At 71.5% G+C, this 23,048-nt stretch carries 21 protein-coding genes; 4 read left to right on the top strand and 17 right to left on the bottom strand.

The genetic code is table 11. From position 1 onward, the window contains the following. Window positions 1-61: 61 nt before the first annotated feature. From ACLJQM_RS21965 to ACLJQM_RS21905, 13 genes are all read right to left on the bottom strand, one after another. Window positions 62-541 (bottom strand): hypothetical protein, encoded by a 480-nt coding sequence (locus ACLJQM_RS21965; protein ID WP_410632611.1) that lies wholly within the window; start codon window positions 539-541, stop codon window positions 62-64. After that, a complete protein-coding gene (locus tag ACLJQM_RS21960; protein ID WP_410632610.1) occupies window positions 538-1,026 on the bottom strand; it encodes a hypothetical protein in 489 nt (162 codons plus the stop codon). Before ACLJQM_RS21960 ends, ACLJQM_RS21965 begins: the two co-directional genes overlap by 4 nt. Beyond that, a complete protein-coding gene (locus tag ACLJQM_RS21955; RefSeq protein WP_410632609.1) occupies window positions 1,023-2,255 on the bottom strand; it encodes an MCE family protein in 1,233 nt (410 codons plus the stop codon). Before ACLJQM_RS21955 ends, ACLJQM_RS21960 begins: the two co-directional genes overlap by 4 nt. Then, window positions 2,252-3,403 (bottom strand): MCE family protein, encoded by a 1,152-nt coding sequence (locus tag ACLJQM_RS21950; protein WP_360766725.1) that lies wholly within the window; start codon window positions 3,401-3,403, stop codon window positions 2,252-2,254. Before ACLJQM_RS21950 ends, ACLJQM_RS21955 begins: the two co-directional genes overlap by 4 nt. Beyond that, on the bottom strand, window positions 3,400-4,593 hold the full coding sequence (locus ACLJQM_RS21945; protein ID WP_410632608.1) for an MCE family protein: 1,194 nt from the start codon (window positions 4,591-4,593) through the stop codon (window positions 3,400-3,402). Before ACLJQM_RS21945 ends, ACLJQM_RS21950 begins: the two co-directional genes overlap by 4 nt. Beyond that, window positions 4,590-5,621 (bottom strand): MlaD family protein, encoded by a 1,032-nt coding sequence (locus ACLJQM_RS21940; protein ID WP_360766722.1) that lies wholly within the window; start codon window positions 5,619-5,621, stop codon window positions 4,590-4,592. The genes ACLJQM_RS21945 and ACLJQM_RS21940 overlap by 4 nt, the downstream gene beginning before the upstream one ends. Then, the gene (locus ACLJQM_RS21935) at window positions 5,618-6,655 is read right to left on the bottom strand and encodes an MCE family protein (RefSeq protein WP_410632607.1); all 1,038 of its coding nucleotides are present in this window, start codon (window positions 6,653-6,655) and stop codon (window positions 5,618-5,620) included. The genes ACLJQM_RS21940 and ACLJQM_RS21935 overlap by 4 nt, the downstream gene beginning before the upstream one ends. Then, entirely contained in the window at window positions 6,652-7,974 is a 1,323-nt protein-coding gene (locus ACLJQM_RS21930; protein ID WP_360766716.1) for an MCE family protein, read from the bottom strand. The genes ACLJQM_RS21935 and ACLJQM_RS21930 overlap by 4 nt, the downstream gene beginning before the upstream one ends. Then, the gene (locus ACLJQM_RS21925; RefSeq protein ID WP_410632606.1) at window positions 7,971-8,819 is read right to left on the bottom strand and encodes an MlaE family ABC transporter permease; all 849 of its coding nucleotides are present in this window, start codon (window positions 8,817-8,819) and stop codon (window positions 7,971-7,973) included. Before ACLJQM_RS21925 ends, ACLJQM_RS21930 begins: the two co-directional genes overlap by 4 nt. Further along, window positions 8,819-9,607: an MlaE family ABC transporter permease gene (locus ACLJQM_RS21920; RefSeq protein ID WP_086674213.1), complete on the bottom strand. Its 789-nt coding sequence runs from the start codon at window positions 9,605-9,607 to the stop codon at window positions 8,819-8,821. The genes ACLJQM_RS21925 and ACLJQM_RS21920 overlap by 1 nt, the downstream gene beginning before the upstream one ends. A gap of 80 nt (window positions 9,608-9,687) precedes the next feature. Further along, on the bottom strand, window positions 9,688-10,446 hold the full coding sequence (locus ACLJQM_RS21915) for a glucose 1-dehydrogenase (protein ID WP_247012161.1): 759 nt from the start codon (window positions 10,444-10,446) through the stop codon (window positions 9,688-9,690). Next, a complete protein-coding gene (locus tag ACLJQM_RS21910; RefSeq protein ID WP_360766711.1) occupies window positions 10,443-11,300 on the bottom strand; it encodes a 3-oxoacyl-ACP reductase in 858 nt (285 codons plus the stop codon). The genes ACLJQM_RS21915 and ACLJQM_RS21910 overlap by 4 nt, the downstream gene beginning before the upstream one ends. Before the next feature lie 84 nt (window positions 11,301-11,384). Beyond that, entirely contained in the window at window positions 11,385-11,576 is a 192-nt protein-coding gene (locus ACLJQM_RS21905; protein WP_247012165.1) for a ferredoxin, read from the bottom strand. A 70-nt stretch (window positions 11,577-11,646) separates the two neighbouring features. Between ACLJQM_RS21905 and ACLJQM_RS21900 the strand changes: the two genes are divergently transcribed. Both ACLJQM_RS21900 and ACLJQM_RS21895 read left to right on the top strand, forming a co-directional pair. Continuing rightward, window positions 11,647-12,810: an acyl-CoA dehydrogenase family protein gene (locus tag ACLJQM_RS21900; RefSeq protein ID WP_410632605.1), complete on the top strand. Its 1,164-nt coding sequence runs from the start codon at window positions 11,647-11,649 to the stop codon at window positions 12,808-12,810. A gap of 8 nt (window positions 12,811-12,818) precedes the next feature. Beyond that, window positions 12,819-13,835, top strand: coding sequence for an acyl-CoA dehydrogenase family protein (locus ACLJQM_RS21895; protein ID WP_410632604.1), 1,017 nt, complete (start codon window positions 12,819-12,821; stop codon window positions 13,833-13,835). Between the two features lie 25 nt (window positions 13,836-13,860). Here ACLJQM_RS21895 and ACLJQM_RS21890 read toward each other — a convergent pair whose 3' ends face one another. The 4 genes from ACLJQM_RS21890 to ACLJQM_RS21875 form a co-directional block, all read right to left on the bottom strand. Further along, window positions 13,861-16,050, bottom strand: coding sequence for a serine hydrolase (locus ACLJQM_RS21890; RefSeq protein ID WP_410632603.1), 2,190 nt, complete (start codon window positions 16,048-16,050; stop codon window positions 13,861-13,863). Between the two features lie 2 nt (window positions 16,051-16,052). Beyond that, window positions 16,053-18,734: a GNAT family N-acetyltransferase gene (locus ACLJQM_RS21885; RefSeq protein ID WP_410632602.1), complete on the bottom strand. Its 2,682-nt coding sequence runs from the start codon at window positions 18,732-18,734 to the stop codon at window positions 16,053-16,055. A gap of 2 nt (window positions 18,735-18,736) precedes the next feature. After that, entirely contained in the window at window positions 18,737-19,906 is a 1,170-nt protein-coding gene (locus ACLJQM_RS21880) for an acetoin utilization protein AcuC (protein ID WP_360766699.1), read from the bottom strand. A gap of 142 nt (window positions 19,907-20,048) precedes the next feature. Then, window positions 20,049-20,894 (bottom strand): sulfurtransferase, encoded by an 846-nt coding sequence (locus tag ACLJQM_RS21875; protein WP_360766696.1) that lies wholly within the window; start codon window positions 20,892-20,894, stop codon window positions 20,049-20,051. 212 nt (window positions 20,895-21,106) lie between these two features. Between ACLJQM_RS21875 and ACLJQM_RS21870 the strand changes: the two genes are divergently transcribed. Continuing rightward, entirely contained in the window at window positions 21,107-21,823 is a 717-nt protein-coding gene (locus tag ACLJQM_RS21870; protein WP_360766693.1) for a metal-dependent transcriptional regulator, read from the top strand. Beyond that, the gene (galK, locus tag ACLJQM_RS21865) at window positions 21,820-23,004 is read left to right on the top strand and encodes a galactokinase (protein WP_410632600.1); all 1,185 of its coding nucleotides are present in this window, start codon (window positions 21,820-21,822) and stop codon (window positions 23,002-23,004) included. The genes ACLJQM_RS21870 and galK overlap by 4 nt, the downstream gene beginning before the upstream one ends. The last annotated feature ends 44 nt before the right edge of the window (window positions 23,005-23,048 follow it).

The raw sequence follows: 23,048 nt of genomic DNA, 5'->3' as shown, positions 1-23,048 counted from the left end.
ACAAAGGCAACCACCACGAGCGCCGATTTCCCACGCCCCGGCGAAGCCGCATCAGTAAAGCCTAGAGAGCAGTAAGAGAAGAAATCTTCCAGCGACCATCAACCCGACGAGCCGTAACCGCCAGCTGAGCGACAGAAGACGAAAGCGCCCCACCCGAACCCACCGTCTGCTGGTCCAGGAACAACAACAACGACGCGTCATCGCCAACCAGAGACCGAACCCCGACAGCCCGAACAGTAGTGGTCCGGACGAGCTTCTCGGCCGCCGCCCGGGTCCGTGCCGAAGTGAACTGCGCCTGGTACTGACCCACCGCGTCGCCGGTCAGGACCTCGGCGGCCGCCCGCTCGGTTCGGGCCAGATTCGCGTAGTCATAAGAAAAAACCGACTTCACCGCATCACTCACCTCGGCCGAAACCGAAGCCGTCGCAGCCGAATCCACGAGGGCTTGGTTCGAACCGGGAGAAAGAGAAGCCGCCTCCACGCCGAACCACACCGCACAGCCCAAAGCGACCACGACGATCGCCGTCAGCACCCGGATCACGAGCCCGCCGCCTGAACACCGGCGATCTTCCAGCCGGACGCTGACCGCGAGACGTCCACCGTGAGCCGGTTCAGACGTGGGGTCACCGCGGCGCCCGCGGTCGACACCCGGACGTCCAGCACCGCCAAGAGCCGGGCCGAACCCGCGGCGACGTCGATCTCCGTCACCGCTGCCTGGACCAGAGAAGCCGTCGAAACCGTACGCGCAGAGGTAGCCCGGTCGATTTGCAGCTGCCGATCCCCGGAGAGGTCCTTCCCGTACTGGCCCGTCGCCGACGAAATCCAGCGGTCGACGTCCGCCGCCGCCGAGTGGTAGTCGATCGTGTTCAGGGTGACCAGCTGGGGGCCGGCCGCGGCCAGTACCGCGTCGCGCTCGCGGCCGCGGGCCGATGCGTCGTCGGACGCCGCTCGCCACCACGACCAGCCCGAAAAACCCGCCGCCAATAACGAAAAGACCGCGAGGACGATCAGGAGACGGAGTTTCACGGCGCGCCCAGTAAGCGGCCAAGGCCGCCTGAAGACGGGCCCGTCAGCAGGCTCAGCATGCCCGGCAGCGGCTGCGGAGCCGAAGCGGCGGTCTGCGAAGGCGCCGCGGGAATCGCGGGTGGTTTGCCGGCGTAGGGGGCGTTTTGGGAGCCGCGGACCCCGGTCGGGCTCCCGGGCGGCTCCGCGCAGTAGGCGTTCATGTTCACGGGGGCTTCGGACTCATCGTTCGCCGGACGCTGTTTCGTTCCCTCGTACCCCTTCGTGCACGAAGCCGGATCGAAGAAGTTGAACACCACGCCCAGGTGACCGGTGCCGTCGGGGGACGTCGACGGCGAGAACGCCCCGATGATCGGGTACGCCACCAGCAGTTCCTCGATCGAGTCCTTGCGGGACGTCGTGATCTGCGCGGTCGTCAGCAGGTTCGCGAACAGCACGCCCAGATCGGTGCCGGACGCCGCGAGCACGTCGCTGATCTGCCGGCTCAGCTTCGGTGCCTCCGCGATCACCCGCCGCAGGTCCGGGTCGGACTTCTTGAGCTGACCGGAAATCGTGCGCAGCCCCGAAGCGAAGTCGGTGATGTTCGCCGCCTGCCGCTCCTGCGTGTCCAGCACGACCCGCGAGTTCGCGAACAGCCCCTGCGTCTGCGGGACGTACTGCGTGGCGACGGCGGTCAGCGAACCCGTGCTGTCCAGCAGCTGCTGCAGTTCCGGGCCGGCGCCGGCGAACGCGTTGTACGTCTCGTCGACGACCGTGCGCAGCGAGTCCGGGTGCACGCTCGCCACGAGGTCGTCCAGGTGCGAGAGCACGGTGTCCGGCGACGGCGGCAGCGACGTCTTGTCCGGCGTGATCACCGAACCGTCCTTCAGGAACGGGCCGCCGTCGTGCTGCGGGAGGAGGTCCACGAACTGCTCCCCCACCGCCGAGCGGTTCGCCACCTGGGCGTGCGCGTCGGCCGGGATTTCCGGGGCGCCGGCGTCGATGTCGAGCGCCACGTCGACGCCGTGCTCGGTGAGCGTCATGCCGGTCACGCGCCCGACCGTCACGCCGCGGTAGGCGACCTCGGAGTTGACGAAAATGCCGCCGGAGTCGGTGAGCTGCGCGGTGACGACGTAGCCGCGGTTGCCGAACAGCCGGTCCAGCCCGGCGTACCGGCCGCCCGCGTAGACGACCGAAACCACCGCGATGACGACGAACGCGAACAGCTGGACGCGGATCTTGCGGGTGGTCACCGGCCACCCCCGATCAGCCCGAGCAGGCCGCCCAGCAGGTTGGGCCCGGCGGCTTGGGGGCCCGAACCCGAGTCGGGCAGCGGCAGCGGTGGCGCGACCGGCGCCTGACCGCCGATGCCCGGCGGCAGCGCGATCGGTGGCTGCGACGAGTTCGTGAAGTTCTGGATCAGCGTGTCGAGGTCGAGGTTGACGTTGGCCTCGACGTTCGCGTAGTCGCCCTTGATCACGTTGCCCGCGTAGTCCGGGAACGGGTACGTCAGCAGGATCTGCAACGCGTTCGGCAGGTTCGACCCCGCCTCGCCGAGCTTGGTCAACGTCGGCTGCAACGCCTTGAGGTTCGCGACGAGCTGGTCGCGGCTCTTCGTCACGGTGTCGACCGCGACCCCGGACAACGCGTTGAGCGCGTTCAGCATCCCCACGAGCTGGTCGCGCTGGTCGGTGACGATCTTCAGGCCCGGCGCCAGGTTGTCGAGCGCGTTCGACAGGTTCTCCGTCTGCCCGGCCAAGGTGTGCGACAGCTTCCCGAGGCCGTCGATCGCGCGGAGGATCTCGGTGCGGTGCCCGTCGAGCTGCGTGGCCAGTTCGTCCACCCGCGACAGCAGTGCGCGGATCTCCGGCTCGTTGCCCGACAGCGCGTCGTTCAGCTCGTGGCTGATCTTCTGGATCTGCTCGACGCCGCCGCCGTTGAGCAGCAGGGAAAGCGCGCCGAGCACCTCCTCGACCTCGGGGTTGCGGTTGGTGCGCCCGAGCGGGATCCGCGCGCCGTCACCCAGGCGCCCCGACGCCGGTTCGGCCGTGGGCACGCTCAGCTCGACGAACTTCTCCCCCAGCAGCGAAGACTGCTTCAGCTCGGCACGGGCGTTGGCGGGCAGCGCGATGTCGCCGTTGACCGTCATCGCGACCAGCGCCGAGCGCGTGTCCGGGGTCAGGCTGATCTTGTCGACCCGCCCGACGGCGACGTCGTTCACCTTCACGCTCGACTGCGGCACCAGGTCGAGGACGTCGGTGAACAGCGCGCTCACGTGGTACGGGTGGTCGCCGACGTCGGCGCCGCCGGGCAGCGGCGTGCCGTAGAGGCCGTTGAAGCCGCCGTCGCTGCAGGCCGCCAGCACGAGCACCCCGGCGAGCACTCCCGCGAGCCGCTTCACTTCGCACCGCCCGAAAGCTGCTCCATGACGTCGACCAGCGGGAGCGGCAACGGCGGCAGCGTCCCGTTCTGCAGGGAGTTGAGCACCTGCGGGATGGTCGGCAGCTTGAGCGCCCCGTCCAGCACCGGCGCGAGCTGCTTGCAGATGGTCCCCAGCGCGTCCGGGAGCTGCTTCGGCGTGAACGAGCTGATCAGCCGGCAGACGGTGAGGATCGGCGGGTTGGTCAGCTCGTTGAGGTTGTCGCGCACGGCGATCGTGCCGGACGCGGCGTCGTAGGAGTTGATGAAGTTGGTCGCGCCGGTCGGGGCGATGTCGAGCACCTCGGCGAGCGCGGCCCGCTGGTCGACCAGGACCTTCGACAGCGACGCCAGCTTGTCCACATTGGACTCCAAGGCGCCCTTGTTGTCGTTGACGAACGTCTGGACGTCGCCGAGCGCCCCGCCGAGGGACTGCAAAGCCGCGCCGACTTCGGAGGAATCCGCCGCGAGGAACCGGCTGACGTCGGCGACGCGGCCGTAGAACTCGTTGAGCTGCTGGTCGCTCTGGGCCAGCGCGCCGGTGAAGGAGTTGAGGTTCTGCACGGTCGAGAACAGGTCGTCCTTCGAGCCGTCCAGGGTTTTCGCCAGTTCGGCCAGCTGCCCGACCGTCGAATTCAGCGAAGCGCCGTTGCCCTTCAACGTGTTCGCGGCGGTGTCCAGGACCCCGGACAGCGCACCGTCCTTGTTGGCGCCGTTCGGGCCCAGCGCCGTCGACAGCTTGTCCAGGCTCGAATACAGGTCGTCCAGCTCGACCGGCGTCGCCGTCCGGTCGCGCGGGAGGACCGTGCCGGAAGCCAGGACCGGGCCGCTGTCGTAGGCCGGGGTCAGCTGGACGTACCGGTCGCTGACCAGGCTCGGCGCGACGACCACCGCGCCCACGCCGGCCGGCAGGGAGACGTCGTCGACGCGCATGTCCACGCGCACGGCGTCGCCCTGCGGCGTCACGTCGGTGACCTGCCCGACCGGCACGCCGAGCACGCGCACCGACGAACCCGCGTAGAGCCCGACCGTCTTGCCGAAGTACGCGGAGACCACGGTTCCGGTGGACGCGCGGAACACCAGCCACAGTCCCGCGGTGACGATCAGCGCGAGCACGCAGGCGAACGCCAGCCACGTCACCAGGCTGCGGCCGCGGTAGGTGCGGATGGTCATCGGCCGCCCACCCCCTGGTTCGGCGCCGCGATCGGCGGGGTGCAGCCTTCGGGGTTGATGGTGATCACGCCGGCGTTGATCGTCGGCGGCAGCAGGCCGCACAGGTAGCCCTCGAACCAGCGGCCGTTGCCGGTGGCGTTGGCGCCGACGCGGGCGAAGGGCGCCATCAGCTGGAGGCTCTTGTCGAGGTTGCCCTGGTTGCGCTGCAGGATGTCGGTCACCTTCCCGAGCTTGTCCAGCGTCGGCTTCAGCTGCGCGCGGTTGTCCGCGACGAGCCCGGAAAGCTGCTGCGACAGCTGCTGGGTGCCGGTGAGCAGCGCGTTGATCGCCTTCTTGCGGTTCTGCAGCTCGCCGAGCAGCAGGTTGCCGTCGCTGATCACGCGCTGCAGCTGGGCGTTGCGGTCGGACAGCGTCTTCGACACCTGGCTCGTGTTGGCCAGCAGCGTGTGCAGGTCGGCGTCGCGGGACGAAACGGTGCGAGCCAGCGACGACAGCCCGGTCAGCGTGTCCTTCAGGTACTGCGGGCTGTCCTTGAGGCTGTCGGACAGGGCGTTGAAGCTGTCCGCGAGCTGCTTCGTGTCGATGTCGCCGACCGTCGTCGACAGCTGCTCGAACGCGTCCTGCAGCTGGAACGGCGTGCGCGTGCGGGCCTGCGGGATCGTCGCGGCCGGCTCCTGCGTGCCGCCGCCCTTCGGGTCGAGCGCGAGGTACTTCTCCCCCAGCAGCGTCTTGATCTCGATGGACGCCGTGGTCGCGTCGCCGACCCGGACGTCCTTCACGCGGAAGCGGACGAGCACCTGCTTGCCGGCCAGCTTCACCGACGACACCGTGCCGACCTTGACGCCGGCGACCTCGACCTCGTTGTCCGGCGCCAGCCCGGCGGACTCGCCGAAGTACGCCGAGTACGTCGTGCCGTTGCCGAAGAACGGGAGCTGGTCGGAAAAGTACGTCGTGGCCGTGACGAGCACGATCAGCACGAGCGCGACCGCGCCGACCCCCGCCTGGTTGCGATCCTTCAGCCGCTTCACGGACCACACCTCTCCGCGCGCTGCGTACCGGGAATGGGGACGATCGGCAGGGTGATGTCGAGCGAGGAAATGCCGATGGTGCCGGTGATCCCGCACAGGTAGTAGTTGAACCAGCTGCCGTAGCTCAACGTCCGGGTGAACTTCTGCAGGTTGCCCGGCAGCACCTCGAGGAGGTGGTCGAGCAGCACGCCGGAGTCGCCGAGGTTCTGCGACAGCACGCCGAGCCGGGCGACGTCGTCCTTGAGCGCCGGGCGCGCGTCGGCGAGCAGGCCGGTCGTGGACACGGCGAGGTCGCCGAGCGCGCTGACCGCGTCGCCGATCGGCTTGCGCTGCTCGGCCAGCCCGCTGACCAGCTTCTGCGTCTGCTCGATGAGGTCGCCGAGCTGCGGGCCGTGGGCGTTGACCGTGCCGAGCACGGTGTTGAGGTTGGCGATGACCTGGCCGATCACCTGGTCCTTGCTCGCGATCGCCGTCGTCAGGGACGCGGTGTGCTGCAGCAGGCTGGTGATCGTGCCGCCTTCGCCCTGGAAGACGCTGATGATCTCGGCCGAGAGCTGGTTGACGTCCTTCGGGCTCAACGCCTTGAACAGCGGCTTGAAGCCGTTGAACAGCACGGTCAGGTTCAACGCGGGTTTCGTGCGCTCGGGCGGGATCGTGCCGCCGTCCTCCAGCGCGCGCTGCCCCGGGACGTCGGTGCCGAGCGCGAGGTAGCGCTGGCCGACGAGGTTGCGGTACTTGATCGTCGCGGTCACCGTCTCCGGCAGGCGGTAGGCCTGCTCGACGTCGAACCGGACCTCGGCGAAGTTCCGGTCGCCCTCGACGACGCCGATCGCGTCGACCTGGCCGACCTTGACCCCGGCGATGCGGACGTCGTCGCCTTCCTTGAGCCCGGACGCGTCGGTGAACTTCGCCAGGTAGCCCGAGGTCTCGCCGAAGTTCGTGTTCGCGATGGTGGCCGCGAGGATCCCGGTGAGCAGCACGGTGACGACGGCGAACACCGCGAGCTTGACCAGCGACGGCACGAAGGTCCTCACTTCAGCTCCACCTCCGCCCCGCGGTAGAGCGGCCCGACGAGCAGGCCCGCCCAGCCGGGCACGTCACCCGGCGCGGTGCCGAGCGCGGGCGAGGCGAGCAGGTCGATCAGGTCGCGTTCGTAGCTCGACCCGACGATCGTGCCGGAACCGCCGAGGGCGCCCCCGCCGGCGGGCAGCTCCTCGGGCGGGTTCTTCGGCGGGGCGGGCTTGCTGGAGCCGTCCTTGATCGCGCCGTCCGGCGGGTACTGCGGCCAGACGCCCGGCTTCGGGACCTGCGGGTAGCAGCGCGGGCCGCGCTTGTCCTCGTACTTCGGCTCGTCGACGCCGGGGAGGTACTTGCCGCGGCTGGCGGCGAACTCGATGGTGACCCGGCTGACCTCGGGGTGCGCGGTGCCCTTGCCGAACGCCAGCTCCGCGCGCGGCACGGACTCGGCGAGCTGCCGCATCAGGCACGGGTACTCCGGCGCGTACTTCGCGAGGACGTCGAGCGTGGGCTGGATCGCCGTGGTGAGCCGGATCAGGTTGTCCTTGTTGACCTGCAGGAAGTTCGTCAGGTCCACCGAAGCCGCGGTGACGGTGGCGTAGAGGTCGCTCAGCTGCGCGCGCTGGTCGACGATCGTCCGGCTCGTCGTCGTCAGATCGGACAGGGCCTGCAGCAGGTCCGGCGCCGCCTTGTCGTAGGTCTGCGCGACGTTGGCGAGCCCGGTGATGTCGGCCTTGACGTCCGGCAGCGACGGGTTCAGCTTGCCGAGGTAGTCGCTCAGCTGCACGAGGGTCCGGCCGAGCTGCTTGCCGCGGCCTTCGAGCGCGGTCGACACCGCTGTCAGCGTGCTCGACAGCTTCTCGGGCTGGACCGCCTGCAGCAGCGGCAGCACGTCGTCGAGGACCTTCTGCAGCTCGATCGCCGCGCTGCTGCGGTCCTGCGGGATGACGTCGCCGGCCTCGATCGGGCCTTGCGGAGCCTCGGGCAGCTGCAGGGCGACGTACCGCTCGCCGAACAGCGTCTTCGGCAGCAGCCGCGCGGCGACGTTCTTGGGGATGACGTGCGTCTTGTCCGGGTCGAGGGCCAGTTCCAGCTCGGCGTGGTCGCCCTTCGCCAGCACCGACCGGACTTCGCCGACGATCATGCCGCGGACCTTGACGTCGCCGCCGGTGCGCAGCTGGCTGCCGACGCGGTCGGTCTCCAGCTTCACGAGCGTCACCGGAGTGAAGGCCTTGTTGTACACGGCGAGCGTGCCCGTGATGAACAACGCGGCCACGAGCAGGAAGGCGAGCCCCAGCACCTGGTACCGGAGCCGCTGCCAGAGCTCGCGCGTCATCCGGAGATCCTCACCGTCGTGTTCGCGCCCCAGATCGCGAGGGACAGGAAGAAGTCCAGCACCGAGATCAGCACGATCGACGTCCGCACCGCGCGGCCGACCGCGACACCGACACCGGCCGGGCCGCCGCTGGCATTGAAGCCGTAGTAACAGTGGGACAGGATCACGAGCACGCTGAAGACGATCACCTTCCCGAACGACCAGAGGACGTCGCCGGGTGGCAAGAACAGCGTGAAGTAGTGGTCGTAGGTGCCCGCGGACTGGCCGTAGAGCCAGATGGTGATCTGGCGGGACGCGAGGTAGCTCGACAGCAGGCCGACCGCGTACAGCGGGATCACCGCGGCGACGCCGGCGAGCACGCGGGTGGTCACCAGGTACGGCATGCTCGGCACGCCCATGACCTCGAGCGCGTCGATCTCCTCGGAGATCCGCATCGCGCCGAGCTGGGCGGTGAAGCCGCAGCCGACGGTGGCCGACAGCGCGAGCCCGGCCGACAGCGGCGCGACCTCGCGGGTGTTGAAGTAGGCGGAGATGAACCCGGTGAGCGCGGCCGTGCCGAGCTGGTTCAGCGCGGAATAGCCCTGCAGGCCGACGATGAGACCGGTGAACAGCGTCATCCCGATCATCACGCCGAGGGTGCCGCCGATGACGGCGAGGCCGCCGGTGCCGAAGCAGACCTCGGTGAGCAGCCGCAGCGTTTCCCGGCCGTAGCGGCGGATCGTGCGCGGGGACCACGCGAGCGCTTTCGCGGCGAACGCGAGCTGCTTGCCGAGACCTTCCAGGCTCTGGCCCGGGCGCGCGATGTACTCGAGCGTCCGCTCGTGGTCGATCGGTTCCGCCGTCATCACATGGCCTTCGGCGGGACGATCCGCAGGTAGATCGCGGTGAGCACGACGTTGATGAGGAACAGCAGCAGGAACGTGATGACGACGGCCTGGTTGACCGCGTCGCCGACGCCCTTCGGCCCGGGCGGCGGGTTCAGCCCGCGGAACGCCGCCACGACGCCGGCGACGAAGCCGTAGAGCAGCGCCTTGATCTCGCTGACCCAGAGGTCGGGCACCTGGGCGAGGGCGTTGAAGCTGGCCAGGTACGCGCCGGGCGTGCCGCCTTGGAGGACGACGTTGAAGAAGTAGCCGCCGAGCACCCCGACCACGCTGACCAAGCCGTTGAGGAGCACCGAAACGACCATCGCGGCCAGCACCCGGGGCACGATGAGGCGCTGGATCGGGTTGACGCCCAGCACTTCCATGGCGTCGATCTCTTCGCGGATCTTGCGCGCGCCGATGTCCGCGCAGACCGCGCTGCCGCCGGCGCCCGCGACGAGCAACGCCGTGATCAGCGGGCTGGCCTGCTGCACGATGGCCAGCGCGCTGGCCGCGCCGGTGAACGACTGGGCGCCGATCTGCGCGGTCAGCGAGCCGAGCTGCAGCGCGATCACCGCGCCGAACGGGATGGCCACCAGTGCCGTGGGCAGGATCGTGACGCTGGCGAAGAACCAGCACTGCTGGATCCACTCGCGGGCCTGGAAGGGGCGCTTGAAGATCGCGCGCAGGACCTCCCACGAGAGCGTCGCCAGGCGGCCGACCTGGGTCAGGGCCGCGGTTCCCGGGAGCGTTCCCGTGCTCTCGCTCACCACACCTCCCAGTAGGTCGTCGCTGACCTCCGAGTGTTCTCCATACCCGGCGCCCGATTTTCGTTAGCGGTGTTCACTGCCTAGAAGTTGAGCGCGTGCGACGCCGTGGCTCCCCCGTCCGCGACGAACTCCGCCCCGGTGCAGTACGCGCTCTCGTCGCTGGCCAGGAACAACACCAGCTTCGCGATGTCTTCGGGCTGCCCGACGCGGCCGAGCGCGACCTTCTTGCCGACGTAGGACATGTCGACTTTCTGGCCGCCGGCCGCGGTCGAAACCATCTGGGTATCGATCGCGCCGGGGTGCACGGAATTGACGCGGATGTGCTTCTTGCCGAGTTCCATCGCCGCGACCTTGGTCATCCCGCGGATCGCGAACTTGCTCGCGGTGTAGGCGATCAGGTACGGCATCCCGGCCAGACCCTCCACAGAGGACACGTTGACGATGGAGCCACCGCCGGCGGCGGTCATCGGTTCAACGACCGAGCGCATCCCGAGAAACGCCCCGATCTGGTTCACCCGGATCACGCGTTCGTAATCGGCCAGCGTCGTCTTGCCCAGCTCGGAGAAGTGCAGGATGCCGGCGTTGTTGACCAGCACGTCCGGGGCGCCGAACTCGGTGCCCACGCGCTCGACGGCGGTGGCCCAGTCGTCCTCGCTGCCGACGTCGAGGTGCTGGTAGACGGCCTGCTCGCCGAGTTCGGCGGCGAGCTGCTTGCCCTCGTCGTCCAGGATGTCGGCGACGAGCACCTTCGCGCCTTCGGCGACGAACGCGCGGGCCGCGGCCTCGCCTTGGCCGCGCGCGGCCCCGGTGACGATGGCGATCTTCCCGTCCAGCCTCACGACTCCTCCAGGATTTCGGTGGCGGCGAACATCCGGCCGGGATCGCGTTCGGCGAAGAACGCGCTGACCGAGGTTTCCAGCTCGTCGAGGCCCCAGCGCCGCTCGATCCGCGGCGCTTCGACCAGCGAGACGGTGCCGCCGTGGACGACGAACACCTGGCCGTTGACGTGCTCGGCGGCCGGCGAGGCGAGGTAGGCGACGAAGGGGGCGACGTGCTCGACCGAGAGCGGATCGGCGCCTTCGGCAGGGGCGGCGCCGAACACGCCCTCGGTCATCGCCGTCCGCGCGCGCGGGCAGATCGCGTTGGCGCGGACGCCGTACTTGGCGAGGCCGCGGGCGGCCGACATGGTGAGCGCGGTGATGCCCGCCTTCGCCGCGGCGTAGTTGGGCTGGCCGGGCGAGCCGATGAGGAACGCCTCGGACGCCGTGTTGACCAGCCGCCCGTAGACGGGCTTGCCGTCCGCTTTGGACTTCTCGCGCCAGTGCTCGGCGGCGTTACGGGACAACAGGAAGTGCCCGCGCAGGTGCACGCGCAGCACGGTGTCCCAGTCGTCGTCGGACATCGAGAACAGCATCTTGTCGCGCAGCACGCCGGCGTTGTTGACCACGACGTCGAGCCCGCCGAGGTCGAGCGCGGCCTGCGTGAGCGCGTCGGCCGTGGCCCGCTCCCCCACGTCGCCGGCGACCGCGACGGCGGTGCCGCCCGCCGCTTCGATCTCCGCGACGACGTCCTTCGGCTCGCCGATGTCGTTGACGACGACCGTGGCGCCGCGGGCGGCCAGCGCGAGCGCTTCGGCCCGGCCCAGGCCCGCGGCGGCGCCCGTGACGATCGCAATCCTGCCGGTCAGGCTCACCGCGAGGCCTCCTCGTCGAGTCCCAGATGTCGGGCCTAGACTAGAATCTGTTCTCGGTTTGGGCAAGCCTTTCAGTGAACGGCGCTAACCGACGATGAACAGGGCGTTCTTCGGGCAGCCCTTGACCGCATCAGAAACACGTTCTACCTGATCGGCCGGTACCGGACCCGGCCGGACCACCAGGTTCTCGTCGTCGTCGAGGTCGAAGACGTCCGGGGCGAAGCCGACGCACACCGCGTTCGCTTCGCAAGCCAGCCTGTCGACGCCGATCTCCATGCTTCCTCCACCACGCGAGCCCTGGTACAACTAGAACAGGTTCTATTGTAACGCCGGATCGGGGTGACGGGTGCGGATCGACTACACGCCGGAGCAGCGCGAGCTGGCCGCCGAACTTCGGGAGTACTTCACCGAACTGATGACGCCCGAACGCCGTGACGGCCTCCGCTCGGGCGGCGGCGAGTACGGCGACGGCGCCGCCTACAAGGAAATCGTCCGGCAGCTGGGCAAGGACGGCTGGCTCGCGCTGGGCTGGCCGAAGGAGTACGGCGGGCAGGGCCGGCCGATGCTCGACCAGCTGATCTTCACCGACGAAGCCGCCGTCGCCGGGGTGCCGGTCCCCTTCCTGACGGTGAACACCGTCGGGCCGACCATCATGCGCTACGGCACCGAGGAGCAGAAGGCGTTCTACCTGCCGAAGATCGCCGCCGGCGAGCTGCACTTCTCGATCGGCTACTCCGAGCCCGAAGCCGGCACGGACCTGGCCTCGCTGAAGACGCGCGCGGTCCGCGACGGCGACGAGTACGTCGTCACCGGCCAGAAGATGTGGACGAGCCTGATCGAATACGCCGACTACGTCTGGCTCGCGGTGCGGACCGATCCGTCGGCGAAGAAGCACCGCGGGCTGTCGATGCTGATCGTGCCGACGTCGGCGCCGGGGTTTTCGTGGACCAAGGTGCACACGGTCGCGGGCGCGGGCACCAGCGCGACGTACTACGACGAGGTGCGCGTGCCGGTGTCCGCGCGCGTCGCCGAGGAGAACGCGGGCTGGCCGCTGATCACCAACCAGCTCAACCACGAGCGCGTCGCGCTGACGTCGGCGGCGCCGGTGCGCAAGGCGCTGGCCGACGTCCTGGCGTGGGCGAAGGAAACCGGCGCGATCGAGCAGGAATGGGTGCGGCTGCACCTCGCGCGGGTGCACGCCGGCGCGGAGTACCTGAAGCTGCGGAACTGGCGGATCGCCTGGGCGGCCGCGGCGAGCGAGCTCGGCCCGGCGGAGGCGTCGGCGACGAAGGTGTACGGCACGGAGTTCGCGATCGAGGCCTACCGGCTGCTGATGGAGGTGCTCGGCGCGGCCGCCGTCGTCCGCGAAGGCTCGCCGGGCGCGCTGCTGGCCGGCCGGATCGAACGGCTGCACCGCTCGGCGCTCATCCTCACCTTCGGCGGCGGCACCAACGAAATCCAGCGGGACATGATCGCCGCCACCGCACTCGGCCTGCCCGTCACGCGCTAGGAGCGTCCATGGACTTCACCCCTTCCGAGGCGTCGGCCGACCTCGCCGCGCTGAGCCGGCGGATCCTCGCCGACAAGACAACCCACGACCCGCACGGCACCGGCGGCTTCGACACTCCACTGTGGACGGCCTTGGGACAGGCGGGCGTGCTCGACGCGGCCCTGCCGTCGTCACTCGGCGGCGGCGGGTTCGGCCTGCTCGAACAGTGCGCGGTGCTCACCGAAATCGGCCGCGCGGTGGCGGCGGTCCCCTACCTGCCCTCGATCACGATGGCGGCGTCGGCGCTGGCCGAGTTCGGCACGCCCGAGCTGGTGGACCGCTGGGTGCTGCCGGTGCTGCGCGGCGAGCGTGTGCTGGCCGTGGCGCTGTCCGGCTTCACCGCCGTCGGTGGCCGGTTGTCCGGTGCGTGCCCGGCCGTGGCGTTCGGCGCGTTCGCCCACGGGTTCCTGGTCGCCGCCGCGGACGAGGTCTTCCTGGTCGACGCGGCCGCGCCCGGCGTGTCGGTGCGGCCGCAGCGCACGACCGACCACGCGGACGCGTGCCTGCTGGAGCTGTCCGACGTCCAGGGAACTTCGCTGGGCGCCATCGCCGAGTGGCTGCGCCTGCGCGGGACGGCCGGCGTGTGCGCGCAGCAGCTCGGCGTCGTCGAGCGGGCCTTGGAGCTGACGGCGGCGTACGCGGGCGAGCGCAAGCAGTTCGACCACGTCATCGGCGGTTTTCAGGCGGTCCGCCAGCGGCTCGCGGACGCGTACGTCGACGTCGAAGCGGTCCGCCTGACGACCCTGCAGGCCGCGTGGCGGCTGGCTTCGGACCTCCCCGCGACGGAAGCGGTGGCGACGGCGAAGTTCTGGGCCGCGGAGGCCGGTCATCGCGTGGCCCACACGACGGTCCACGTCCACGGCGGCGTCGGCATCGACGTCGACCACGTGGTGCACCGCTATTTCACGGCGGCGAAGCGGCTGGAGTTCGAGCTCGGTTCGGCGACTCCGCAGCTGTTGGCGCTGGGCGACGCACTGGCCGGCTAAACGGCGTACGCCCAGAATTCGCGCATCAGCGGGGTGGGCTCGGGCTGGTCAGCTCGACCTGGGTGAGCAGCACCGAGACCGTGCCGGTCGAGGGGACGATGTGCCAGGCGGTGCCGGCACCGCCGACCCAGCCGTAGCGGCCGGCCACCTCGCCGGGGTGCGTCGGCTCGACGTCGACCGAACCGCCGTAGCCCCAGCCCTGTCCGTGCAGGAAAGCCCGGCCGGCTTCGCGCTGCTCGCGTGTCAGGTGGTCGGTCGTCATCGCTCGAACCGAGTGCGGCGAGAGCCGCCGGCCGGCCGTGCCTTCGGCCAGCAGGAAACGGCCGAAGGCGAGCAGGTCGTCGACGGTCGAGACGAGCCCGCCCGACCCGGACGGGAACGACGGCGGGGTGCTCCAGCGGCCTTCGGGCGAGTCGATCAGCCGCAGCCCGTCCTCGCCCCGGCGATAAGCGCTGGTCAGCCGGCCCAGCGCGGCGGTCGGCACGGTGAACCCGGTATCGGCCATACCGAGCGGCTCGAACAGGTGCTCCGCCAGGAACTCCGGCAGCGGACGGCCGGTGACTCGCGAGATCAGCACGCCTTGGAGATCGGAGGCGGTGTCGTAGAGCCATGCCTCGCCGGGCTGGTGCAGCAGCGGCACTTGCGCGAGCGCGGCCAGCCACTCGTCGGGAGTGAGCCCGCGCGGCGGAGCGGCCGGGTGGCCGAGGACCTGGAGGAGCAGGTCGACGGCGGGCAGCGTCATGTCGGCGGCCAGGCCGTAGCCGCAGCGGAAGGTGAGCAGGTCTTCCACGGTGATCGGGCGGGTGGCGGGGACTACGTCGTCGACTGGGCCTTGTGGGGTGCGGACCACTAGTGGGGAGGCCAGTTCGGGGAGCCAGCGCGCGATGGGGTCTTCGAGGGCGAGGTCGCCTTCGTCGACGAGGAGGAGCAGTGCCGCGGCGACGATCGGTTTGGTCAGGGAGGCGATGCGGAAGAGGGAGTCGCGCGCCATGGGGAGGGTGTGCTTGGCGTCGGCTGAGCCTATGGCTGCCGCTTCGACCTGGTCGCCGTGGGCGATGAGGGCTACGGCGCCGGGGAGGTCTGCGGCGTGCCGGGTCAGGAGGTCGGCGAGGGTGGTCGGGCCGGTCGCGGCGGCGCGGTTTGGGCCGGGTGTGGTGGCGGTGCCAGCCGACGCGGCGGAATCGGCCGGGCCAGTCGGGGCGGCGGGATCGGCCGAGTCGACCAGGCCAGCCGGGGCAGCCGAATCAGGCGGCTCGGCCGGGCCAGCCGGCGCAGCAGACCTAGCCGCCGGGGCGAGGCCAGTCGGCACAGTCGAGGTGGCCGGGCCAGCCGGCGCAGCCGGACCGGGCGAGGTGGCCGAGCCGGGCGGCCTGACCTGGCCGGTCGGTGCGGCGGAGTCAGCCCGCTCCGCCGGGTCGGCCGGTGCAGCCGAGTCAGGCAGAACGGCCGGGTCGGCCGACGCAGTCGGCCCGGGCGAGGTGGCCGAGCCGGGCGGCCTGGCCTGACCGCCCGGTGCGGCAGAGTCAGCCCGCTCCGCCGGCTCGGCCGGTGCAGCCAAGTCAGGCGGAACGGCCGGGTCGGCCGACGCAGTCGGCCCGGGCGGCCTGACCTGGCCGGTCGATACCGCGGAGTCAGTCCGCTCCGCCGGCTCGATTGGTGCAGCCCGGTCAGCCGGAGTGGCCCGGTCGGCCGGCGCAGTTGGCCCAGGCGACCCGGCCTGGCCACCCGGTGCGGCAGAGTCAGCCCGCTCCGCCGGCTCGATCGGTGCAGCCGAGCCAGCCGGAATGGCTCGGGCAGCCGGACCGGGCGAAGTGGCTGAGCCAGACGGACCGGGCGAAGTGGCTGAGCCAGCCGGCCCAGACGACCCGGCCTGGCCACCCGGTCCGGCAGAGTCAGCCCACTCCGCCGGCTCGGCCGATGCAGCCGAGCCAGCCGGAGCGGCCCGGGTGGCCGGGTCAGCCGAGCCGGTCGATCGCGGCGGCCGGTGTCGAAGGGGATCGGTCGGCGTGGCCGAGTCAGTCGCGCGAGCCGGGTCGGGCGGCGTGGTCAGGTCGGCCGCACGGGCCGGGTCGGTCGCGCGAGCCGGGTCGGGCGCGCGAGCCGGGTCGGGCGCGCGAGCCGGGTCGGGCGCCCGGGCTGGGTCGGGCGTTGTGGCCGGGTCAGCCGGGTCGGGTGAGTGTGGGGGCCGGTTGTGGGCGGGGTCTGGCGTGGGCATGCTCAGTCCAGCGGGTTGATCGCGCGCAGGCGGCGGGGGCCCGTGTCGGGGCGGGTTGGGGGTAAGCCCAGGACCAGGCGGGCGTTGGCGACGAATGCACCGTCCGGGGAGGCCAGGATCGGGTCCAGTACCAGTGAGCGGACCTCGGGGTTGTCCTCCGCCAGCGCTGCCACGCGCAGCACCATGTCCTGCAGCGCCGCCAGGTCGGCCGGCTCGTCGCCGCGGTAGCCGGTCAACAACGGAGCCGTTCGGGGCTCGCGCAGCAGCGTTGCCGCGTCCACGTCGGTGAGGGGGACCGCGCGGTAGGCGCGGTCGCCCAGCAGCGTGCTGACCAGGCCGGACAGCCCGAACGAGACCAGCGTGCCGAACGACGGGTCGTCCTGCAGGCCGATCACGCACGACAGGCCCTTCGGTGCCATCCGCTGGACGTACACCTCGTCGTCGCCGGAGATTTCGCGCAGGGTTTCGTACGCCGTGCGCACCGAGTCCGCGGAGGCCAGGTCGAGCCGGACGCCGGCCAGGTCGGGGCGGCCGCGCAGGCGTTCGTCGACCGCTTTGAGCGTCACCGGGAAGCCCAGCTCGGCCGCCGCCGCGATGGCTTCGTCCACTGTGGACACTATGCGGAACGGCACGACGTCGATGCCGTAGCAGCCCAGCAGACGGACGACGTCGGTGTCGGACAGCAGCGTCGTCTTTCCGCTTTCGGCGTCCAGGAGTTCGCGAACCAGGCCCTGGGCCTGTTCCGTGTGGATCCCCTGCGGCCGCACGAGGGTGCCCTGCGGGCGCTGCCGCCACGCCGCGTAGCGGACGACCCTCGCGAGGGCGTTCACCGCGCGCTCCGGGCTCGGATAGGACGGGATCGACCCGCGCGTCGGCACGCCGTCTTCGCTGAACACGGCCAGCTCGTCCGGCACGCCTTCCGCGGCGAGGAACGTCGAGACGATCGGTTTGCGCTGCCCCAGTTCGACCACGGTTTCCCGCAGGGCGCGCGCGTACGCCGTGCCGGGGATCGCGATCGGCGGCGCGAACACGACGACCAGCGCGTCGGTCTCCGGCGACGTCAGCGCTTCGCCGACCGCCTTCGCGAAGTCCTCCGGGCTCGCCTGCGGGCCGACGTCCACCGGGTCCGAGGCGAGCCTCAGGCCCTGCATCCGGGCGGTGTCCGCGGCCAGCAACCCGATCGCGCTGGAGTTGCCGACAATGGCGACCCGCGGGCCGGCGGGCAGCGGCTGGTGGGCGAACACGAGCGCCGTGTCGAACAGCTGCGCCAGCGACTCCACCCGCACCACGCCGGCCTGCTCGAACAGCGCCTGGACGCTGGCCTCGTCGATCTCCGTGGACGTCGCCGCCAGCTGCGGGCGGACCGCGTGCCGTCCCGACTTCACCGCGACGATCGGCTTCGTGCGCGCGAGCCGGCGGGCCAGCCGCGCGAACTTGCGCGGGTTGCCGAAGGACTCGAGGTACAGCAGCACGAGGTCGGTGTCCGGGTCGGTTTCCCAGTACTGCAACAGGTCGTTGCCCGAGACGTCGGCACGGTTGCCCGCCGAGACGAACGTCGACAGCCCGAGGCCGCGCGCCTCCGCGTCGGCGAGGATCGCGGTCCCCAGCGCGCCGGACTGGCAGAAGAAGCCGGTGCGCCCGCGACCGGGCAGGCGTGGCGCGAGCGTGGCGTTCAACCGGATGCCGGGCGTCGTGTTGAGCACACCGAGCGCGTTCGGGCCGACCACGCGCATGCCGTGCGCGCGTGCCTCGCCCACCAGCCGCAGCTCGGCGTGCAGGCCGTGCGGCCCGGCTTCGGCGAACCCGCTCGACAGGATCAGCAGCGTCTTCACGCCCTTGGCCAGGCAAGCGTCCAAAACGGACTCGACGGCCTCGGCGGGCACCGCGACGACGGCCAGGTCGACCGGGTCCGGGATGTCCAGCACGGACGGGTAGGCGCGGACCCCGCGGATCGCGCGGTGCTCCGGGTTGACCGGGTAGACGGTGCCGGTGAACGCGGCGGCCAGCAGGTTCACGAAGGCGACGTGGCCGACCTTGCCCGGCTCGGCCGACGCGCCGATCACCGCGACCGACGACGGGTGCAGCAGGTTGTGCACGCTGCGCGCCTCGGCCGCCTGCTCCCGCGAGCGCGCGACCGCGAGCGACTCCTCGGTCGGGTCGATGTCGAACTCCAGGTGCAGCACGCCTTCCTCGATCTCGCGGCTGACCTGGTAGCCGGCGTCGCGGAAGACGCGCACCATGGCGGCGTTCTCGGCGAGCACCTCGGCGACGAACCGGCGCAGCCCGCATTCGGACGCGGCCGCGGCGAGGTGCTCGAGCAGGATCGAGCCGAGCCCGCGCCCCTGGTGCGCATCGCTCACGACGAAGGCGACCTCCGCCGACGGCCCGCTGTCGAGCCGTTCGTACCGCCCGACGGCGACGATGTCGTCGCCCAGGAACGCGGCGAACGCGACCCGGTCGTGGTGGTCGACGGTGGAGAAGCGTTTGAGGTCCTTCTCCGGGATCCGCGGGTAGGCGCCGAAGTAGCGGAAGTACCGCGTGCGCTCGGACAGCTTGCCGTGGAAGGCGACCAGCCCGTCGGCGTCGGTGGGCACGATCGGGCGCAGGTGGACGGTGCCGCCGTCGGACAGCACGACGTCGGCTTCCCAGTCGCGGGGGTAGTCGAAGGGGTCCCGGCCGGCCATGATCAGTCCCTCGGATCGTCCGGGTCGAGGCCGTGCAGGGGGAAGACGGCGCGGCGGGTGTCCCGGACGGCGATGTCGACCGGGTCGTCTTCGCCGTCGCCCCACGGCTTGAACTCCGTGTCGCGGTCGTCGGTCATCGTGCTGGGGAGTTCGGCCTGCGGCGCGGCCTTGCCGACGGTGGTTTTCCAGCCGGGCGGCAGCGGCGTCGCCGGGTCGACGTCCCGGTTCAGGACGGTGGCGATCAGGTGCGTCCACGACCGCGGGACCACGCGGATCAGCTGGTAGCCCCCGCCCCCGACGGCGATCCACTTGCCGCCGGCGTAGGTCTCGGCGAGGTCGCGGAGAGTGGCGTAGATGGTGCGGTGCCCGTCGACGGACAGCGAGAGGTCGGCGAGCGGGTCTTCTTCGTGCGAGTCGACACCGCACTGGGTGAACAGCAGCTGCGGTTCGAAGTCGGCGAGCAGCGACGGGACGACGGCGTTGAACGCCCGCAGCCACCCGGGATCCCGCGTCCGCGGCGGCAACGGGATGTTGACGGCTGTCCCGTCGGCCTTCCCGCGGCCGGTCTCGGCGGAGTAGCCGGTGCCCGGCCAGAGCGTGAAGGGGTGCTGGTGCAGCGAGATCGTGAGGACGCGCGGGTCGTCGTAGAAGGCGGTCTGGACGCCGTCGCCGTGGTGGACGTCGGTGTCGATGTAGGCGATCCGCTCGAAGCCGTGGTCGAGCAGCCAGGAGATGGCGACGGCGCAGTCGTTGTAGACGCAGAACCCGGCGGCCCGGTCGCGCATCGCGTGGTGCAGCCCGCCGGCGATGTTGACCGCGCGGGTGGCTTCGCCTTCGGCGATCTTGCGGGCGGCGAGCAGCGTGGACCCGACGACGAGCGCGGAGGCGTCGTGCATGTCGGGGAAGACGGGGTTGTCCGAGGTGCCGAGCCCGTGCCCGACGTCCCACCCGACGAGCGGTGCGTCCCGCACGGCGGCGAGGTATTCGGGCGCGTGGATCCGGAGGAGTTCTTCGTCGCCGGCGCCGGTCGGGACGAGGAGCGGGACGTCGTCGAGCACGCCGAGTTCGGTGGCCAGCCGGACGGTGAGCTCCAGCCGGACGGGGTTGAACGGGTGATCCGCACCCAGGTCATAACCGAGAAGGGCGGAGTCCCAAACGACGGCCGGCGACATAGTGTCCGACTGTAGTGCCGTTCGGGGGACTGTGTGGACCCGAAAGGGCCGGATGTGGGCCGCGCCGCGGTCGGCGGGTGGCCCGCGGACAGCCACGTCCCGGCCCGGCCGGCCGGGCCGGGACGCGCTCGATCCCGGGTGCTCAGCCGGGCAGGGGGCCGGTCGCCGCGGGGCGGTCGGGGTTGCGGGACCAGTGCGACCAGGAACCCGCGTACAGGCCCGCGCCGGGGTGGCCGGCCAGTTCCAGGGCCAGTACCACCGAACTCGCCGTCACTCCTGAGCCGCAGTACGCGGCCACCGGCTCGCCCGGGCGCAGGCCCAGGTCCGTGAAGCGGGCGGCCAGGTCCGCCGGGGTGTGCCAGCGGCCGTCGGCCGCGATGTGGCCGGCGAACGGGGCGTTCACCGCGCCCGGGATGTGGCCCGCCCGGGGGTCGACCGGTTCCGTCTCGCCGGCGTAGCGCGGGGCGGCGCGGGCGTCGAGGAGGAGGCCGTCGCGGGCCAGGGCCGCTGCCTCGTCCGCGTCGAGGACCGGCATCGCGCCCGGGCGGACCGTGAGGTCGCCCGGTTCCGGGTGTGCCTCTTCGGTACTGACCGGGTGGTCCTCGGCCGACCACGCCGCGTAACCGCCGTCGAGGACCGCCACCTCTTCATGGCCTGCCCAGCGCAGCAGCCACCACGCGCGGGCCGCCACGGAGCCGTCCGCGTCGTCGTAGGCCACCACCGGGTGACCCGCCCGGACGCCGGCCGCGCGCAGGTCGCGCTGCAGGTCGGCGGGGGCGGGCAGCGGGTGGCGGCCGCCTTCGCCCGGCTCGGCGGCGAGGACCCGGTCGAGGTCGACGAACACCGCGCCGGGTACGTGGCCCGCCGCGTAGGACTCGGCGGCCGGCGGGCCGGCGAGGCGCCAGCGGACGTCGAGGACGACGGGCCGCCCGGCGGCCGGGCCCGCCAGCGCGGCGGCGAGGTCGGTGGTGCTGATCAGCGGACGCATGCTCCCATCTTGCAGCGGCCCGGCGCCCGGCCGCGCCGGGGTGCGGACATCTCCCCCACCGGCGGGGTGGTGCCGATCCGGCCGGAAGCAGTCGGACACGGCCCGCCATCGATCCGCGCGAGCCGACGGTTTCCGCCGTGACCGCGTCGGATCGGTAACCGACGGCACCGTATCCACCAGGCCCGCCGCCGCTGTCGGTGCCAACGACTACGATGAGCGACGCGGACGAAGGGGACAGCGTGAACGATCTCATCGACACCACCGAGATGTACTTGCGTACGATCTACGAGCTCGAAGAAGAGGGAGTCGTTCCGCTGCGCGCCCGCATCGCCGAGCGCTTGCAGCAGAGCGGCCCGACCGTCAGCCAGACCGTCGCCCGGATGGAGCGCGACGGGCTGGTCGTGGTCGCCGACGACCGGCACCTCCAGCTGACCGACCACGGCCGTGAACTGGCCATCGCCGTCATGCGCAAGCACCGCCTGGCCGAGCGCCTCCTCGTCGACGTGATCGGGCTCGAGTGGGAGCACGTGCACAACGAGGCGTGCCGGTGGGAGCACGTGATGAGCGAAGCCGTCGAGCGCAAGCTGGTCAAGCTGCTCGACCACCCGACCACCTCCCCGTACGGCAACCCGATCCCGGGCCTGGACAAGCTGGGCGACGGCGACCCCGCGCCGCCCGCGGAGGCCGACCTGGTCCGGCTCGACGAGTTCGCCCGCACGGGCGGCGGCCGAGTCGAGATCCGGCGCATCGCCGAGCACGTCCAGCTGGACGAGTCGCTGATGACCGAGCTCAAGTCCGTCGGCATCGTGCCGGGCGGCACGGTCACCATCGGCAAGGCCAACGGCGGCACCATCGAGGTCACCGGCGGGGACACCACCGCCCAGGTCGCGACGTCCGCGCTGCACGCCGTCCTGGCCCAGGCCAGGTGAGCCCCGCTTCGGAGGCCGTGGCGGCGTTCCGCACGGTCCACGGCACCGCGCCCGCGGGCGTCTGGTCGGCGCCCGGCCGGGTCAACCTGATCGGCGAGCACACCGACTACAACGACGGCTTCGTGCTGCCGTTCGCGCTGCCGCACCGGCTGGCCGCGGCCGCGTCACCCCGGGAAGACGGCGTCCTGTCCGTGGCCACCCTCGGCGACGACGGCCAGATCCAGCGCTCGGGCGAGCTCAAGATCGCCGACCTGGCGCCGGGCACGGTCGACGGGTGGGCCGCGTACCCGGCCGGCGTCGCCTGGGTGCTGCGCGACCAGGGCTTCGCCGCCGGCGCCGACCTGGTCATCGCCGGGGACGTACCGTCCGGGGCGGGGCTGTCCTCCTCCCACGCGCTCGAGTGCGCGGTGTCGCTGGCGTTGCTGGGCCTGGCCGGCCTGGAGCTCGACGGCACCGGCGACGGCATCCCGACGCGGCCCCAGGTCGCGCGCTGGGTCCAGCGTTCGGAAAACGACTTCGTCGGCGCGCCGACCGGCCTGCTCGACCAGACGGCGTCCCTCTGCTGCACCGAGTCGCACGTGCTGTTCCTCGACGTGCGTTCGGGCGAGCAGGAGCAGGTGCCGTTCGGCCTGGCCGAGGCCGGGCTGCAGGTGCTGATCATCGACACCCGCACCAAGCACTCGCACGCCGAAGGCGGCTACGGCGAGCGCCGGCGCGGCACCGAGCGGGCGGCCGGGCTGCTCGGGGTCAAGGCGCTGCGCGACGTCACCGTCGAGGGCCTCGCCGAGGCGCTCGACCGGCTGCCCGACGACCTCGTGCCGCTGGTGCGCCACGTCGTCACCGAAAACCAGCGCGTGCTCGAGACCGTCGAGCTGCTGCGCGCCGGCCGGCTGGCCGAGATCGGGCCGTACCTGGACGCCTCGCACGTCAGCATGCGCGACGACTACCGGATCTCCACGGCCGAGCTGGACCTCGCGGTCGACTCGGCGCGGGAAGCCGGCGCCCTCGGCTCGCGGATGACCGGCGGCGGCTTCGGCGGTTCGGCGATCGCGCTGGTCCGCGACGCCGACCTGGACGGGGTCAAGGCGGCCGTCGAAGCGGCGTACGAGAAGGCCGGCTACCGGCGCCCGCGGATGTTCACCGCGGTGCCCTCGCGGGGCGCCGGCCGCGACGAGGTCTGAGGCCGCGCGGGTCCGTCCGGGGCAACCCCCGGACGGACCCGCGC

This window comes from Amycolatopsis sp. cmx-4-83 (assembly GCF_046548815.1).
Lineage (GTDB): Bacteria > Actinomycetota > Actinomycetes > Mycobacteriales > Pseudonocardiaceae > Amycolatopsis > Amycolatopsis pretoriensis_A.
Note: the sequence above shows the minus strand (reverse complement) of the source record. Positions and strands in the feature narration are given on the sequence as shown.